Origin of the sequence: Nonomuraea glycinis (assembly GCF_035920485.1) — a bacterium.
In the GTDB taxonomy this organism is placed as follows: Bacteria; Actinomycetota; Actinomycetes; order Streptosporangiales; family Streptosporangiaceae; genus Nonomuraea; species Nonomuraea glycinis.
Window position 1 is genome coordinate 5,818,423 of the sequence record NZ_CP109166.1, and the last position, 14,973, is coordinate 5,833,395.

Genomic DNA, 14,973 nt, shown 5'->3' on the forward strand with positions numbered 1-14,973 from the left:
ATGTCAACGCATGTGCTCGAGACACCGAGCCAGGCACCGGCCCCGAAGAACGGCAAGATCGGCGGCGGCCTGCTCGACCCCAAGCAGCTGATCCGCGCCCTGCCGGACGCGCTGCGGAAGCTCAATCCGGCGACCATGTGGCACAACCCGGTCATGTTCATCGTCGAGATCGGCGCGGTGTTCACCACCGTGCTCGCGATCGGCGACCCCTCGTGGTTCGCCTGGGCCACCGTCGTGTGGCTGTGGCTGACCGTCGTCTTCGCCAACCTTGCCGAGGCCGTCGCCGAAGGCCGGGGCAAGGCCCAGGCCGCCGCACTGCGCGCGGCCAGGCACGACACCACCGCGCGCCGCCTCAGGAGCCGGACCTCCGCCGAGGCGGACGTGGTCGGCGCGTCCGAGCTCAGGCAGGGCGACTTCGTCGTCGTCGAGGCGGGGGAGACCATCCCCGGCGACGGCGACGTGGTGGCGGGCATCGCCTCGGTGGACGAGTCGGTGATCACCGGCGAGTCCGCGCCGGTGATCCGCGAGTCCGGCGGTGACCGCTCGGCGGTGACCGGCGGCACGAAGGTGCTGTCCGACCGGATCGTGGTGCGGATCACGCAGAAGCCCGGCGAGAGCTTCGTCGACCGGATGATCGCCCTGGTCGAAGGCGCGAACCGGCAGAAGACGCCGAACGAGATCGCGCTCAACATCCTGCTGGCCGCGCTGACGATCATCTTCCTGGTCGCCACCGCCACCGTCCAGCCGCTGGCCGTCTACACCAAGTCCATCCATCCCGGCGTGGCCGACTCGCTCGCGCTCACCTCCGACGGCGTCCCCGGCATCGTCCTGGTGTCGCTGATCGTCTGCCTGATCCCGACCACGATCGGCGCGCTGCTGTCGGCCATCGGCATCGCCGGCATGGACCGCCTCGTCCAGCGCAACGTCCTGGCCATGTCCGGCCGGGCGGTCGAGGCGGCCGGGGACGTGTCCACGCTGCTGCTGGACAAGACCGGCACCATCACGCTGGGCAACCGGCAGGCGGCGGAGTTCGTGCCCGTGGCCGGCGTCACCGAGCGGGAGCTCGCCGAGGCCGCCCAACTGGCCAGCCTGGCCGACGAGACGCCCGAGGGCCGCTCGATCGTGGTGTTCGCCAAGCAGCGTCACGGCCTGCGCGAGCGGCGGCCGGGCGAGCTGGCGCACGCGGAGTGGGTGCCGTTCACCGCCCAGACCCGCATGTCCGGGGTGAACCTGACGCCGGACCCGGGCGAAAGGGCGAGCGCGCCGGACCCGGGCGAAAGGGCGAGCGCGCCGGACCCGGGCGCGTCGGGGAGCGCCGGCCGCGAGGTGCGCAAGGGCGCGGCGACGGCCGTGCTGACCTGGGTACGTGACCACGGCGGCCATCCGCCCGACGGCGTCGACGGGCTCGTGGACGGCATCTCCGGCTCCGGCGGCACCCCCCTGGTCGTCGCCGAGAAGGGCAGGGTGCTCGGCGTCATCCACCTCAAGGACGTCGTCAAGGAAGGCATCCGCGAGCGCTTCGCCGCGATGCGCCGGATGGGCATCCGCACCATCATGATCACTGGCGACAACCCGCTGACCGCCAAGGCCATCGCCGACGAGGCCGGGGTGGACGACTTCCTGGCCGAGGCCACCCCTGAGGACAAGCTCACGCTGATCAGGAAGGAGCAGGCGGGCGGCCGGCTGGTCGCGATGACCGGCGACGGCACCAACGACGCCCCCGCCCTGGCCCAGGCGGACGTCGGGGTGGCCATGAACACCGGCACCAGCGCCGCCAAGGAGGCCGGGAACATGGTCGACCTGGACTCCGACCCGACCAAGCTCATCGAGATCGTCGAGATCGGCAAGCAGCTGCTCATCACCCGGGGCGCGCTGACGACGTTCTCCATCGCGAACGATATCGCCAAGTATTTCGCGATCATCCCGGCCATGTTCGCCGCCGTCTACCCGGGCCTGGACACGCTGAACATCATGCGCCTGGCCAGTCCCCAGTCGGCGATCCTGGCGGCGGTCATCTTCAACGCCCTGGTCATCGTCGCGCTGATCCCGCTGGCCCTGCGCGGCGTGCGCTACCGGCCGGCCGACGCCGCCGAGCTGCTGTCACGCAACCTGTACGTCTACGGCCTGGGCGGGATCGTCGCCCCGTTCATCGGCATCAAAATCATCGATCTCATCATTCAGTTCCTTCCGGGGATGTCGTAAATGGACCGCATGCCAAGCTGGATCCGCCGGCATGTCGCCGCGCTGCGCGCGCTGCTCGTGCTCACGGTGGTCACCGGCGTCATCTACCCTCTGATCGCCACCGGCGTCGCCCAGGTGCTGTTCAACGGCAACGCCAACGGCTCGATCGTCCACCGGGACGGCAAGGCGGTGGGCAGCGCCCTCATCGGCCAGTCCTTCACCGACGCCGGCGGCCACCCCGTACGCGGGTACTTCCAGTCCCGCCCGTCGGCCGCGGGCGACGGCTATGACCCCACCTCGACCAGCGCGAGCAACCTCGGCCCCGAGGACGTCGTGGACGTTCTGCCGGTGCCGGGCGGCAAGGACGGGGAAGGCGGCCCGGACGAGGGCCGGCGGTCGCTGCTCACCCAGGTCTGCGCCCGGTCCAAGGCGGTCGGCGAGCTGGAAGGCGTCAGCGGCGCCCGGCCGTACTGCACCCCGGACGGCGTCGGCGCGGTGCTCAAGGTGTTCCCCGGCCGCGCGGTCAGCGTCAACCAGGCCTGCCCCGCCACCCCCTTCATCGCCGCTTACCAGGGCAGGACGGTGGAGTGCGCCCGGCCGGGCGAGGATTACGCGGCGGGTGAGACCGTGCCCGTGCGCGGCGACGTGACCGCCGTGCAGGTGCCCGCCGACGCCGTCACGGCGAGCGGCTCCGGCCTGGACCCGCACATCTCCGTCGCCTACGCCGGGCTGCAGGCGCCGCGCGTGGCCAGGGAGCGCGGCCTCGACCGGGCCAGGGTCGAGCGGCTGATCCGGGAGCACACCACCGGCCGGGCGCTCGGCTTCATGGGCGAGCCGGCGGTGCGCGTACTCGAACTCAATCTGGCCCTGGACAAGGCGTGACATGAGAGGGCGGCTACGGGTCTACCTGGGCGCGGCCCCCGGGGTCGGCAAGACCTACGCCATGCTCGGCGAGGGCCGCCGCGCACGGGAACGCGGCCGGGACGTGGTCGTGGGCCTCGTCGAGACCCACGACCGGCCGCGGACCGCCGCCCTGCTGGAGGGCATGGAGGTGATCCCGCGCAGGACCGTGGTCTACCGCGGGGCCGCCTTCACCGAGCTGGACGTCGGTGCGGTGATCGAACGTGCGCCCAAGGTCGCGCTGATCGACGAGCTGGCCCACACCAACGTGCCCGGCTCGCGCAACGTCAAGCGCTGGCAGGACATCGACGAGATCCTCGACGCCGGCATCGACGTCGTCTCCACCGTGAACATCCAGCACCTGGAGTCGCTCAACGACGTCGTCCAGCGGATCACCGGCATCCCGCAGCGGGAGACGATCCCTGACGAGGTGGTGCGGCGGGCCGACCAGATCGAGCTCGTCGACATGTCGCCCGACGCGCTGCGGCGGCGGATGGCGCACGGCAACGTCTACGCGCCCGAGAAGGTCAGCGCGGCGATGGCGAACTACTTCCGCGTCGGCAACCTGACCGCGCTGCGCGAGCTGGCGCTGCTGTGGGTGGCGGGGAAGGTGGACGAGCAACTCGACCGCTACCGCGCCGACCACGGCATCGAAGGCACCTGGGAGGCCCGCGAACGCATCGTGATCGCCCTGACCGGCGGTCCCGAGGGGGGCACGCTGGTACGCCGGGCCGCCCGCATCGCCGCCCGCACCAAGGGCGCCGACCTGCTGGCGGTCCACGTGACCAGCGCCGACGGGCTGGCCGGAGCCGATCCGGCGGATCTGGCCCGCCAGCGCGTCCTGGTCGAGAGCCTGGGCGGCACCTACCACCAGGTGGTCGGCGACGACATCCCGCGCGCCCTGCTCGACTTCGCCCAGGGTGTCAACGCCACCCAGCTGGTGCTGGGCGCCTCCCGTAGAGGCCGCTTCGCCCAGCTGCTCGCGCGGGGCGTGGGCGTGGAGACCACCGCGCGGTCCGGTTCCATCGACGTCCACCTGGTCACCCACGAGGCGGCCAAGAAGGGCCGCCGCCGCCTCGAACGCTCCCGGGCGGCGCTGACCAGGAAACGCCGGCTGTTCGGGTGGGCGATGGCGGCGGCGGGCCTGCCGCTGCTGACCGCGGCGCTCGTCCCGTTCCGGGACGTGATCGCGCTGCCCAGCGAGATCCTGCTGTTCCTGAGCCTGGTGATCGCCGTCGCACTCGTCGGCGGGACCTGGCCCGCGATCGTCACGGCAGTCGGCGGGTTCCTGCTGCTCAACTGGTTCTTCACGCCGCCGCTGTACACCTGGACGGTCCACGAACCGGACAGTTTCTTCGCCTTGGTGGTGTTCGTCCTGGTCGCGGCCGCGGTCAGCGCGATCGTCGACCTGGCCGCCCGCCGTACCAGAGAGGCAGCCCGCGCTCGCGCCGACGCCCAGGTGCTCTCCACCCTGGCCGGGCACGTCCTGCGCGGCGAGGCCGCGCTGCCCTCGCTCCTCGGCCGGCTGCGCGAGACCTTCGCCCTGGAGTCGGTCACGCTGCTCGAACGCCTCGCCGAGCCCACCCCGGACGACCAGGCCGAGCCCGCCGCCTGGAGGATCGTCGCCACCTCCGGCGCGGCTGCGTGCGCCAGCCCCGCCGTGGCCGACACCGACGTCGCGATCAACGACAAGCTGGTGCTCGCCGCGCGCGGCCGGCTGCTGGACGCCAGCGACCGGCGCGTGCTGGAGGCGTTCGCGGCCGAAGCGGCCGTCGCACTGCGCCAGGAGCGCCTCCAGCAGGAGGCCGAGCGGGCCAGGCCGCTGGCCGAGGCCGACCGGATGCGCACCGCGCTGCTCGCCGCCGTCAGTCACGACCTGCGCAGCCCTCTGTCGGCCGCCAAGGCCGCCGTGGAGAGCCTGCGCAGCCACGAGATCGACTGGACCCCGCAGGACCGCGACGAACTCCTGGCCACCGCCGACGAGTCGCTCGCCCGCCTGGACCGGCTGGTGGAGAACCTGCTCGACATGAGCCGCCTGCAGGCCGGCGTGCTCGGTCTGTCATCGCAGCCCATCGCCCTGGACGAGGTCGTCCCCCATGCCATCGACGAGCTCGGGCCGCTGCGCGACCGCGTCGAGGGCGACATCCCCCTCGACCTGCCCGAGGTCCTGGCCGACCCCGCCCTGCTGGAGCGGGTGCTGGTCAACCTGATAAGCAACGCCGTACGCCACGGCCCGTCCGAGCAGAAGGTCCTCATCACCGCGAGCTGGCATGACGACCACGTCGAGATCCGCGTCATCGACCGTGGGCCCGGCATTCCGCGCGAGGCCCACGACCGGGTCTTCCTGCCGTTCCAGCGGCTCGGTGACCGCGACAACGGCGCCGGCGTCGGGCTCGGGCTCGCGCTGTCCCGAGGACTGACCGAGGCCATGGGCGGCACGCTCGTCCCCGAAGAGACGCCGGGAGGAGGCCTCACCATGATCGTCAGTCTGCCCATCCACTTCCGGCCGGTGACGCCATGACCAAGATCCTCGTCGTCGACGACGAACCGCAGCTCCTGCGCGCGCTCCGCATCAACCTGGCGGTCCGCCACTACGAGGTCGCCGTCGCTCCCAACGGCGCGTCCGCGCTGCACGAGGCCGCCCGATGGCATCCCGACCTGGTCGTCCTCGACCTCGGCCTGCCCGACCTCGACGGCGTCGACGTCATCCAGGGGTTGCGCGGCTTGACCCGGATCCCGATCGTCGTCCTGTCCGGCCGGGCCGGGAACCAGGACAAGGTCGACGCCCTGGACGCGGGCGCCGACGACTACATGACCAAGCCGTTCAGCATCGAGGAACTCCTGGCCCGCATCCGCGCCGTCTCCCGGCGCACCGCCGTCCACGAGGCCGAGCCGGCGCACGTACGGATCGGCGACCATACCGTGGACCTGACCGGCAAGATCGTCTCGGGGGGCGTGCGGCTCACTCCCACCGAATGGCGCATGCTGGAAGTCCTGCTCCGCAACCCGGGCAAGCTCATCCCACGCAGTCACCTGCTCGCCGAGGTGTGGGGGAGCACGCACGTCAAGGAGACCCACTACCTGCGCCAGTACATGGCTCAGCTGCGCGGGAAACTCGAACGCGACCCGGCCCGCCCGGCCCACCTCATCACCGAACCGGGCATGGGTTACCGCTTCGCCCCCTGACGCTCCCGCGGGCCGTGCGTCAGGTCTTCGCCGCGTGGGCGGTGGCGGAGGCGGTGATGGTGCGCAGGATCTCCCGGAGTTTGATCACCGTGGGGCCGTCGATCCCCATCGCCGCGCCGATGACGTCCGGGATGTGGCGAGTCCGCTCGCGCAGGTCCCGGCCCTCGTCGGTGAGGGCCACGGTGACCGAGCGTTCGTCGTCGGTGCGGCGGCGCCGGACCAGCAGGCCGCGCGTCTCCAGCCGTTTGAGCAGCGGGGAGACGGTGTTGTAGTCGAGCTGCAGCTCCCGCAGGATCTCGCGGACCGTGCTCTCCTCGTGCTGCCACAGCACGACCATCACCAGGTATTGCGGATAGGTCAGGCCGAGCGGTTCGAGCAGGGGCCGGTAGACGGCGGTGACGCTGCGCGAGGCGGCGTACAGGTCGAAGCAGGGCATCGGCGCCAGCGGCCCGATGTCGTCCTCGGTGTCAGGTCTCATGACGTGAGCTTAGCTCCGACCAGGCCCGCCCGACTAAATCGCAGGCGATTCCACCGTGCACGCCCTAAAGTGACGCAGAACACATCGCCTACGACTACCTCGCACACGATTGAATCGGCTAGGGTTCATTTTGTCCGAAAGCGCAGGCCCCCGAAAGGACAGGACCATGGCTCACATCACCGTCGGCACCGAGAACACCACGCCGATCGAGCTCTACTACGAGGACCACGGCGCCGGCCGGCCGATCGTGCTCATCCACGGCTACCCCCTCGACGGCCACTCCTGGGAGAAGCAGGTGGCGGCACTCCTCGACGCCGGATACCGGGTGATCACCTACGACCGGCGCGGCTTCGGCCGGTCGAGCCAGCCGACGAAGGGCTACGACTACGACACCTTCGCCGCCGACCTCGACATCCTGCTCCGTACCCTCGACCTGCGCGACGTCGTGCTCGCCGGGTTCTCCATGGGCAGCGGGGAAGTCGCCCGATACATCGGCACGTACGGCACCGAGAGGGTCGGCAAGGTCGCCTTCCTCGGGGCGCTGCAGCCCTTCCTGCGCAAGACCGGCGACAATCCCACCGGCGTGGACCAGTCCGTCTTCGACGGCATCCTCGCCGCCGTCACCGCCGACCGCTACGCCTACTTCGACGCCTTCTACGCGGACTTCTACAACACCGACGAGACCCTGGGCACCCGGCTCAGCGAGGCGGCCCTGCGGCAGAGCTGGAACGTCGCGGCCGGCGCGTCGGCGTACGCCTCGGTCGCGGCGGTGCCGACCTGGACCACCGACTTCCGGGCCGACGTGGCCGCGCTCGCCGGGTCCGGCCTGCCCGCCCTGATCGTGCACGGGACCGCCGACCGCATCCTGCCCATCGACGCCACCGCCCGCCCCTTCCACGCTCTGCTGCCCGCGGCCACGTACGTGGAGATCGACGGCGCACCCCACGGCCTGCTGTGGACGCACGCCGCCGAGGTGAACGAGGCGCTGCTGACCTTCCTGAAGAACTGAGCGACCGGCGGGCCCGGGGCGGCGGGTTCGCTCGCCCGGCCCTCCGGGATATTGCGGGCGGGATCACGCCTTGACGTGATTCCGGTTGAACTGGCCCTTCATATCAAAGGCGATTTTCTGCCGCATCCTCGATCTCACAGAATTCCGACACGGCCCCGGTAGCGTTGCTCGCGCTTTGTCGCGGACTATACGCTCGGCGGCGATCGTGAAACGAAGTTGGAGGCGGTAGTGGGATCTCTGGCGAGAAATATGATGCGGCTCGCAATGGTCGTGACGATCACCGGTTGCGGCATGACGCTGACCGGAGCCGGTAATGCGGTCGCCGAACCGAGGTCTCAGGAGCCTTCGCAGCTGGCCCGCCTGCTGGGCGCGGACCTGGGCAGCGTCATCAACATGGTTCCCGCCGTGTTCTGCGGCAACCGGCTGGTCAACTACAACTCCCCTTCCTCCAATTCTCCCACGAAGTGCGTCAACGGCGCAGAAAACAGCGGTAACTCCACCAACAGTGGGAATTACCATAGCGAAGGAGATCCCATCAACAGCGGGAACTTCTCCAACGTGAACGGCTCCACGAGCAGTAACAATGCGACCAACAGCGGAAACACGGCCAACGGCGCCCAGTCTCTCGTACGGGAGAACAGCAGGTGATCCCTGGTGGTGAAAGTACGACAGGGGAGTGTGCATGCACCTGACTGGCCTGACCCTCGCCGGTTTCGGCCTGGCGTTGCTCGTGACGGGGACACCGGCTTCTCCAGCCGAGCCGGCCTCACACGCGAAGCCGCAACCGGCGACGCATGGCGCGGTGGCGGCGGGCGGCCACAAGAACAAAGGGAACTCACGAAAACGGGGTAATTACTGGAGCAAGGGGCGGACCATCAACAGCGGCAACTTCTCCAACGTGATCGATTCCGTCGACTCCAACAACACCTTCGGCGGCAGCGCGAACAACGTCAACGGTCCGCAACACCTCATCGTGCGGCCCACCAGGAAATAGACGGCTACGGTCAGCCTTTCACCCGGCCGGCCCGGGACTCCAGATAACGTCGCTCGGCGATGCTGGCCGTGGACTTCGCGGCCCGCCGGTAGTGCTCGTACGCCCCGGCGGTGTCGCCGGTCTTCTCCAGCAGATGCGCCCGTACGGACAGCAGCCGGTGATGCCCGGCCATCCGCTCGTCGGCGTCCAAGGTGGACAGCAGGGCCAGCCCGGCCGGCGGGCCCTCGGTCTCGGCCAGCGCGATCGCCCGGTTGAGGGTGACCATCGGGTTGGGCGCGATCCGCTCCAGGACCAGGTAAAGGGCGTGCACCTGCGGCCAGTTGGTCTCCTCGGCGGTGGCCGCGTCGGCGTGCGTGGCGGCGATGGCGGCCTGCAGTTGGTAAGGCCCCAGCGCCAGGCCGGCCAGCGATGCCTTGGCCAGCCCGAGGCCCTCGTCGATCAGCGCTCGGTCCCACGTCGCCCGGTCCTGCTCGTCCAGCGGCACCAGGTCGCCGGTCGCCGTCGTACGGGCCTCCCGGCGGGCGTGGGTCAGCAGCATCAGCGCGAGCAGTCCGGTCACCTCGCCGTCCTCGGGCAGTTGCGCCCGTACCATCCGGGTCAGCCGGATCGCCTCGTGCGCGAGGTCGGCGCGGTGCAACTCGGTGCCCGAGGAGGCGGTGTAGCCCTCGTTGAAGATCAGGTAGAGCACGTGCAGGACGACCCGCAACCGCTCCTCGCGCTCCGCGCCCGCCGGCAGGCTGAACGAGCTGCCGGCGGCCTTGATGCGCTGCTTGGCCCGGCTGATCCTGGCCGCCATCGTGGCTTCCGGCACCAGGAACGCGCGGGCGATCTCGGCCGTGGTCAGGCCGCCGACCGCCCGCAGCGTCAGGGCGGTCTGGGAGGCCGCGGTCAGCGTCGGATGACAGCACAGGAACAGCAGGACGAGCGTGTCGTCGCTGTCCGGCACGTCCGCGGGCACCACCTCGCCGGCCGTCGCCGACTCCCGCTCGCGCCGCGCGTGCTCACTGCGCATCTGGTCGATGAGCCGGCGGGACGCGACGGTCACCAGCCAGCCGCGCGGATTGTCCGGCACGCCCTCGGCCGGCCACTGCACGGTGGCGGCGAGAACAGCTTCCTGTACGGCGTCCTCGCACCCTTCGAACTGGCCGTGCCGGCGTACCAACGCGCCGAGGACCCGCGGCGTGAGCTCACGCAGCAGGTCCTCGATAACGGGCTCTGTCATGCCTCCAATTGTCCGTCAGCGAACATCACCTGCCGCACCTCGACGCCCAGGCCCTCGATCGCGGCGTCCGGGATCTGCGCCGCCAGCTCGATCGCCCGCTCCTTGCTCTCGCAGTCGACGAAGTAGAAGCCGCCCAGATACTCCTTGGCCTCCAGGAACGGCCCGTCGGTCACCACCGGCTGGCCGTTGCGCACGGACACGACGGCGGCCTGCGACGGGTCGACCAGCGCCTGCGTGGTGATGAACTCACCGGACGCCTTCAGCGCCTCCATGAACCTGCCGTGGCCGTCGCCGATCGCCGCCTTCTCCTCGTCGGTCAGCGCGTCCAGCACGGCCGGATTGATGTGCATGCTGATCAGGAACTTCATCTCGTACCCCTTGTGGCTCGCGGGCCCTCGGCCGGGCCCTTCGACGGTTGGTCGGAGCCGCCGCCCTCGTCTTGACATTCCCCGCCCGGACGTTCGCACCAGTTTTTCCCGACGAGGCATCCGCGACGCTCGTTGATAGCGAATGTGACCGTATCGATTGAAAAGGTAACGAGGTAACGTGTTTTCATGAACGCTGACAATCCTCGCAGAGCCACTTCGCGTGCGACCGATCGCCCTGGAGACGCGTCGCCTTTCGCCCTCGGCCTGCTGCTGCGCCAGGCGCACTGGCGGGTGACCGCGGTGATGACGGAGGCGCTGCGGCCGCTCGGCATCGAGGTGCGGCATTTCGCCGTGATGCTGGTGCTGGTCAACCGTGGGCCCACGGTGCAGCGGGACCTGGTGGCGGCGACGGGGTCGGATAAGGCGGGCATCATGCGGGTCGTGGACGATCTGGAGCATAAGGGACTGGCCGTGCGCAAGGCCGTTCCGGGGGACCGGCGGGTGCGGGCGGTGGAGATCACGCCTCAGGGCGTCGAGCTCTTCGACGCGGCCCACGTGGCGGCGGAGCCGCTGGCTGAGCGCCTGGTCGCCGATCTGGGGCCCGGCGAGCCCGAGCAGTTGCGGGATCTGCTGACCCGGTTCGCCTATCCCGCGGGCGGTGAGGGGTAAGCGCGCCTGGTCGTCTCTCGCGGTACGAGTGACCTTCCTCACGATAAGCCCCAGCGCAGCAGATTGTATTGATTGATACCATTTCGATTGATACGATTGCGTATGTAAGGGAGTCAGACATCGAACAGAGAGGAAGGGGGGCGATCGTGGACCTCTATGAGGCTGTCAAGAGCCGACGGGCGGTGCGCGGATTCGCCGACCGGCCTGTCCCGAGAGAAGTGCTGGAGCGGGTGCTGTCCGCCGCGGCGTGGTCGCCGTCCGGATCGAACCTCCAGCCGTGGCGCGTCTACGTACTGACCGGCGAGCCGCTGGCCGAGCTGAAGAAGCGCGCCGGCGAGCGCGTCGCCGCAGGCGACGCCTGGGACGAGCGGGAGTACGAGATGTACCCGACCGCACTGAAGTCCCCGTACCGGGAGCGCCGATCCGCCTTCGGAAAGGAGCGCTACAAGTCGCTCGGCGTCGCCCGTGAGGACTGGGAGGGCCGCCAGCGGGCCGCTTCCGGGAACTGGCAGTGCTTCGGCGCGCCCGCCGCCCTGTTCTGCTACATCGACCGCGACATGGGGCTGCCCCAATGGGCCGACCTCGGCATGTACCTGCAGACCGTCATGCTGCTGCTCCGCGCCGAAGGGCTGCACAGCTGCCCGCAGATGGCGTGGTCGGTGTACCGCAAGACCGTCGCGGAGATCGTGCACCCGCCGGACGACCTCGTCCTCTTCTGCGGCATGTCGATCGGATTCGAGAACGCCAACGTCGACTACATCCGCACAGGCCGCGCGCCGCTCGAGGAGACGGTCACCTTCGTCGAGAGCTCAGCGCTGCGCTCGCATGCGGCGTGACCGCCCGGAACGGCCGTCCCGCCGGCAGGCACCACATCACCTCACGGGGAGAGACATGTCCCACTCGTTCCGCCTCGGCGGAGACCTGACGATCGACCGGCTCGGGTTCGGCGCCATGCGCCTGCCCCAGGGCAGGCCGGGCGGCCCCGCCCGCGACCCCGAGTCCGGCCGCGCCGTCCTGCGCCGTGCCGTTGACCTCGGTGTCGACCACCTCGACACCGCCGACTTCTACCGCAGCCAGAACGGCTCGGTGCGCGCCAACACCCTGATCCGCGAGGCCCTGGCCCCGTACCCGGACACCCTGGTCATCGCCACCAAGGTCGGCCCGGTCTTCGGCCCCGACGGCCCCGGCCAGGGCACCGCCGCCGATCTGCGGCCGCAGGTCGAGGCCAACCTCGAAAGCCTGGGGCTGGATCGCCTTGACCTGGTCTACCTGCGTATCGGCACGATGGCGCCGCCGCACGGCGAGTCGCTCGCCGAACGCTTCGAGGTGCTCGCCGGGCTGCGTGAGGAGGGCCTGATCCGCCACCTGGGCATCAGCAACGTCGATGCCGGCCATCTCGCCGAGGCCCGCACGATCGCTCCTGTCGCGGCGGTCCAGAACAACTTCCACCTCGCCCATCGTGACGAGACGGCCGTCCTGGACGCCTGCACGCGGGCCGGCATCGCCTTCGTCCCCTTCTTTCCGCTCGGTGGCGGCAGGGCCGACATCGACGACCCCGGCCTGACCAAGGTCGCCGACCGGCACGGCGCCACCGTCCATCAGATCGCCCTGGCCTGGCTGCTGGCCCTTTCCCCGGTCACCCTGGCCATCCCGGGCACCGGTTCCGTGGCCCACCTGGAGGAGAACCTGACCGCCCGGTCGATCACCCTCACCGAGGAGGACCTCGCCGACCTCGTCTGATCGCGGAAGCGGACAGCTGAGGTGGCTGCCGGTCCTGTTCGAGGAACGGTTCGATGCGGCGCCATGGTGAGAGGAGACGGACTGTGAAGATGACTTATCACCGCAGATCGGTGAGCCTGCGCACCCTTCCCCGTCCCGTGGCGGTGGTGGTCGGGGGCGGGGGAGTGCTCGGGGCCGCGCAGGTCGGTATCGGGTACGCGCTGGAGGAGCGGGGATTCATCCCGGATCTGATCATCGGGACCTCGGTGGGCGCTCTCAACGGGGCGATCGCGGCCGCCCATCCGGGCAGGGCCGCACCATGGCTGGACAGCGTGTGGACCCATGCGCGTCGCCGTGAGGTGTTTCCACTCCGCTTCCCGTCCTCACGGGCCAGTCTTTTCGCCGACCACGGCCTGCGCAGGCTGATCGCTCAAGCCGAGCTGCCGGACCGGATAGAACAGCTGGCGATTCCCTTCACCGCGGTGGCCATGGATCTGGCCACCGGCGCCCAGGTGCTGCTCGACCACGGCGATCTCGAGTCCGCGCTGCTGGCCAGCGCGGCCATTCCCGGGGTCCTGCCCCCGGTGGATCGGGAAGGCCGCAGGCTCGTCGACGGTGGGGTGATCGCCCTGGTCCCGGTGCGGGCGGCCCTGCAGGCAGGGGCTGCCAGCGTGGTGGTGCTGTCGACCGGGCCGGCGAGCTGGCCGTTGCGCCCCCTCGCGCCGCCCCGGCGGGCCGGCGCGGTCGCCGCCCGGGCCGGGCTGCTGCTGTGGCACCATCAGATCGAGCGCGACCTGCACGAGGTGTCCGAACGGATTCCCACCGTCGTGGTGCCGACCGGCGTCGAGACCTGGCCGTTTCCGTGGGACTTCGGCCACGCCCGGCGGCTGATCACGACCGCTTCGCTCGCGGCGGGGCACTTCCTCGACGGGCTGAGCATCAGCGGGCCCGGCCTGTATCGGGTCGACGGTCCTCCTGCGCCCTTGGCCGGCCTGAAGCGGGCACGGACCGCCTTCGCACGGGAGGCCGGACGGTGAGCACCATCGCGTTCCTCAACATCCCCATGCACGGGCACGTCAATCCGACCTTGCCGGTCGTCGCCGAGCTGGTTCAACGTGGCCATTCCGTCACCTATCACACCTCAGCGGCGTTCGCGAAGGAGATCGAGGCGACCGGTGCGACCGTGTGCCCCTATCCCGGGGGTGACCGGCCGCTGCCCGATCCGCCGCTGCCGATCACGCTGCTGGAGGGGCTCGCGGGCACCGCGGCGGGCCTGCTGCCCGCCGTGCTCTCCGACCTGCGTCGTGTCCGCCCTGACCTGATCGTGCACGGCGCCGCCTGCCCCTGGGGCGCGGTCGCCGCCCGCGAACTCGGGGTGCCGGCGGCATCGACGTTCACCACGTTCGCGTTCAACGGGGATGCGCCCAGCCCCACCCGCGCCTCGTGGGAGCTGCTGGCCGCGGCGGCGACCCGGCCCCGCGTCGCCCGGCGTTATCTGCGGTCACGGTGGGGGTTGCATCGCCGCTACGACACCCGTGGACTGCCCCTGCTCGATCTGGCGAACGTACGCCAGCCGCTCAACCTGGTCTTCACCTCGCCCGCGTTCCAGCCCGGCGTGGACGCCTTCGGCCCGTCGTACCGGTTCGTCGGCCCGAGCCTCGGCGCCCGTCCCGCCGACCCGTCGTTCCCGGCCGACCTGCGAGCTCCGGTGCTGTACGCCTCGCTGGGCACGGTGTTCGACGCCGGCCCGCACCTGCTGCGTGCCTTCGCCACCGCGCTCGCCCCGCTGGGCGGCACCGTGATCATCTCCACCGGGCACACCGATCCGGCCGCGCTGGGGCCGCTGCCGGCCAACGTGCTCGCGCGCCACTCCGTGCCGCAGCCGGAGGTGCTGGCCCGCGCCGCGCTGTTCGTCACGCACGGGGGGATGAACAGCGTCAACGAGGCCCTGTACGCCGGGGTCCCGATGCTGGTGGTGCCCCAGGGCGCGGATCAGCCTCTGGTGGCCCGGCGGGTCGTCGAACTCGGCGCGGGCCTGTCCATCCATACCCGGGACGTCGCCCCGGGACCCGTGAACGCCCTCGCCCGGCGCCTGCTCGACGAGCCACGCTTCCGGGCCGCGGCGGCCACCCTGCGGGTCGCCCAGCGCGAGGCCGGCGGCTACCTGCGCGCCGCCGACGAGCTCGAGCGCCACCTGCGCCGGGTAGGCCGTCCTGCCCTGGCGGATGCGCCACGGGAGCGCTGAGC

General features: G+C 70.7%; 15 protein-coding genes. 12 read left to right on the forward strand and 3 right to left on the reverse strand.

Features of this window, described 5'->3' with window-relative positions; genetic code table 11:
- Genes kdpB through OHA68_RS27310 form a run of 4 tightly spaced genes read left to right on the forward strand, consistent with a single transcriptional unit; the run spans nt 1 to nt 6,267 of the window.
- The gene (kdpB, locus tag OHA68_RS27295; RefSeq protein ID WP_327102803.1) at nt 1–2,202 is read left to right on the forward strand and encodes a potassium-transporting ATPase subunit KdpB; all 2,202 of its coding nucleotides are present in this window, start codon (nt 1–3) and stop codon (nt 2,200–2,202) included.
- Nucleotides 2,203–3,063: a potassium-transporting ATPase subunit C gene (locus OHA68_RS27300; protein WP_327102804.1), complete on the forward strand. Its 861-nt coding sequence runs from the start codon at nt 2,203–2,205 to the stop codon at nt 3,061–3,063.
- Between the two features lies 1 nt (nt 3,064).
- The gene (locus OHA68_RS27305; RefSeq protein WP_327102805.1) at nt 3,065–5,602 is read left to right on the forward strand and encodes an ATP-binding protein; all 2,538 of its coding nucleotides are present in this window, start codon (nt 3,065–3,067) and stop codon (nt 5,600–5,602) included.
- Entirely contained in the window at nt 5,599–6,267 is a 669-nt protein-coding gene (locus OHA68_RS27310) for a response regulator (protein ID WP_327102806.1), read from the forward strand. The genes OHA68_RS27305 and OHA68_RS27310 overlap by 4 nt, the downstream gene beginning before the upstream one ends.
- A 19-nt stretch (nt 6,268–6,286) precedes the next feature.
- Here OHA68_RS27310 and OHA68_RS27315 read toward each other — a convergent pair whose 3' ends face one another.
- The gene (locus OHA68_RS27315) at nt 6,287–6,745 is read right to left on the reverse strand and encodes a MarR family winged helix-turn-helix transcriptional regulator (protein ID WP_327102807.1); all 459 of its coding nucleotides are present in this window, start codon (nt 6,743–6,745) and stop codon (nt 6,287–6,289) included.
- Between the two features lie 166 nt (nt 6,746–6,911).
- Between OHA68_RS27315 and OHA68_RS27320 the strand changes: the two genes are divergently transcribed.
- From OHA68_RS27320 to OHA68_RS27330, 3 genes are all read left to right on the forward strand, one after another.
- Nucleotides 6,912–7,754 carry an alpha/beta fold hydrolase gene (locus tag OHA68_RS27320; RefSeq protein ID WP_189139704.1) on the forward strand — a complete coding sequence of 281 codons (843 nt, stop codon included), beginning with the start codon at nt 6,912–6,914 and terminating at the stop codon, nt 7,752–7,754.
- 264 nt (nt 7,755–8,018) lie between these two features.
- Nucleotides 8,019–8,402, forward strand: a complete 384-nt coding sequence (locus OHA68_RS27325) for a hypothetical protein (RefSeq protein ID WP_327102808.1) — start codon at nt 8,019–8,021, stop codon at nt 8,400–8,402.
- 34 nt (nt 8,403–8,436) lie between these two features.
- Nucleotides 8,437–8,748, forward strand: coding sequence for a hypothetical protein (locus tag OHA68_RS27330; RefSeq protein WP_327102809.1), 312 nt, complete (start codon nt 8,437–8,439; stop codon nt 8,746–8,748).
- A 10-nt stretch (nt 8,749–8,758) separates the two neighbouring features.
- On the opposite strand, the gene OHA68_RS27335 is transcribed toward OHA68_RS27330, so the two are convergent.
- Nucleotides 8,759–9,970 (reverse strand): RNA polymerase sigma factor, encoded by a 1,212-nt coding sequence (locus OHA68_RS27335; RefSeq protein ID WP_327102810.1) that lies wholly within the window; start codon nt 9,968–9,970, stop codon nt 8,759–8,761.
- Complete coding sequence (locus tag OHA68_RS27340) at nt 9,967–10,338, reverse strand: YciI family protein (RefSeq protein WP_327102811.1); 372 nt, start codon at nt 10,336–10,338, stop codon at nt 9,967–9,969. Before OHA68_RS27340 ends, OHA68_RS27335 begins: the two co-directional genes overlap by 4 nt.
- A 186-nt stretch (nt 10,339–10,524) precedes the next feature.
- On the opposite strand from OHA68_RS27340, the gene OHA68_RS27345 reads away from it, so the two are divergent.
- The 5 genes from OHA68_RS27345 (at nt 10,525) to OHA68_RS27365 (ending at nt 14,971) form a co-directional block, all read left to right on the forward strand.
- A complete protein-coding gene (locus tag OHA68_RS27345; protein WP_327102812.1) occupies nt 10,525–11,007 on the forward strand; it encodes a MarR family winged helix-turn-helix transcriptional regulator in 483 nt (160 codons plus the stop codon).
- 146 nt (nt 11,008–11,153) lie between these two features.
- A complete protein-coding gene (locus OHA68_RS27350; RefSeq protein WP_327102813.1) occupies nt 11,154–11,843 on the forward strand; it encodes a nitroreductase in 690 nt (229 codons plus the stop codon).
- Nucleotides 11,844–11,898: 55 nt separating this feature from the next.
- On the forward strand, nt 11,899–12,747 hold the full coding sequence (locus OHA68_RS27355) for an aldo/keto reductase (protein WP_327102814.1): 849 nt from the start codon (nt 11,899–11,901) through the stop codon (nt 12,745–12,747).
- An 89-nt stretch (nt 12,748–12,836) separates the two neighbouring features.
- Nucleotides 12,837–13,763, forward strand: coding sequence for a patatin-like phospholipase family protein (locus OHA68_RS27360; protein ID WP_327109564.1), 927 nt, complete (start codon nt 12,837–12,839; stop codon nt 13,761–13,763).
- Nucleotides 13,760–14,971: a macrolide family glycosyltransferase gene (locus tag OHA68_RS27365; RefSeq protein WP_327102815.1), complete on the forward strand. Its 1,212-nt coding sequence runs from the start codon at nt 13,760–13,762 to the stop codon at nt 14,969–14,971. The genes OHA68_RS27360 and OHA68_RS27365 overlap by 4 nt, the downstream gene beginning before the upstream one ends.
- Nucleotides 14,972–14,973 lie beyond the last annotated feature (2 nt).

What these genes read in the sequence shown, in the direction of transcription:
- kdpB (WP_327102803.1), top strand. Translation starts at nt 1, where the DNA reads ATGTCAACGCATGTGCTCGAGACACCGAGCCAGGCACCGGCCCCGAAG.
- OHA68_RS27325 (WP_327102808.1), top strand. Translation starts at nt 8,019, where the DNA reads ATGGTCGTGACGATCACCGGTTGCGGCATGACGCTGACCGGAGCCGGT.
- OHA68_RS27315 (WP_327102807.1), bottom strand. Translation starts at nt 6,745, where the DNA reads ATGAGACCTGACACCGAGGACGACATCGGGCCGCTGGCGCCGATGCCC.
- OHA68_RS27305 (WP_327102805.1), top strand. Translation starts at nt 3,065, where the DNA reads ATGAGAGGGCGGCTACGGGTCTACCTGGGCGCGGCCCCCGGGGTCGGC.
- OHA68_RS27330 (WP_327102809.1), top strand. Translation starts at nt 8,437, where the DNA reads ATGCACCTGACTGGCCTGACCCTCGCCGGTTTCGGCCTGGCGTTGCTC.
- OHA68_RS27360 (WP_327109564.1), top strand. Translation starts at nt 12,837, where the DNA reads ATGACTTATCACCGCAGATCGGTGAGCCTGCGCACCCTTCCCCGTCCC.
- OHA68_RS27340 (WP_327102811.1), bottom strand. Translation starts at nt 10,338, where the DNA reads ATGAAGTTCCTGATCAGCATGCACATCAATCCGGCCGTGCTGGACGCG.
- OHA68_RS27355 (WP_327102814.1), top strand. Translation starts at nt 11,899, where the DNA reads ATGTCCCACTCGTTCCGCCTCGGCGGAGACCTGACGATCGACCGGCTC.
- OHA68_RS27320 (WP_189139704.1), top strand. Translation starts at nt 6,912, where the DNA reads ATGGCTCACATCACCGTCGGCACCGAGAACACCACGCCGATCGAGCTC.
- OHA68_RS27335 (WP_327102810.1), bottom strand. Translation starts at nt 9,970, where the DNA reads ATGACAGAGCCCGTTATCGAGGACCTGCTGCGTGAGCTCACGCCGCGG.
- OHA68_RS27300 (WP_327102804.1), top strand. Translation starts at nt 2,203, where the DNA reads ATGGACCGCATGCCAAGCTGGATCCGCCGGCATGTCGCCGCGCTGCGC.
- OHA68_RS27345 (WP_327102812.1), top strand. Translation starts at nt 10,525, where the DNA reads ATGAACGCTGACAATCCTCGCAGAGCCACTTCGCGTGCGACCGATCGC.
- OHA68_RS27310 (WP_327102806.1), top strand. Translation starts at nt 5,599, where the DNA reads ATGACCAAGATCCTCGTCGTCGACGACGAACCGCAGCTCCTGCGCGCG.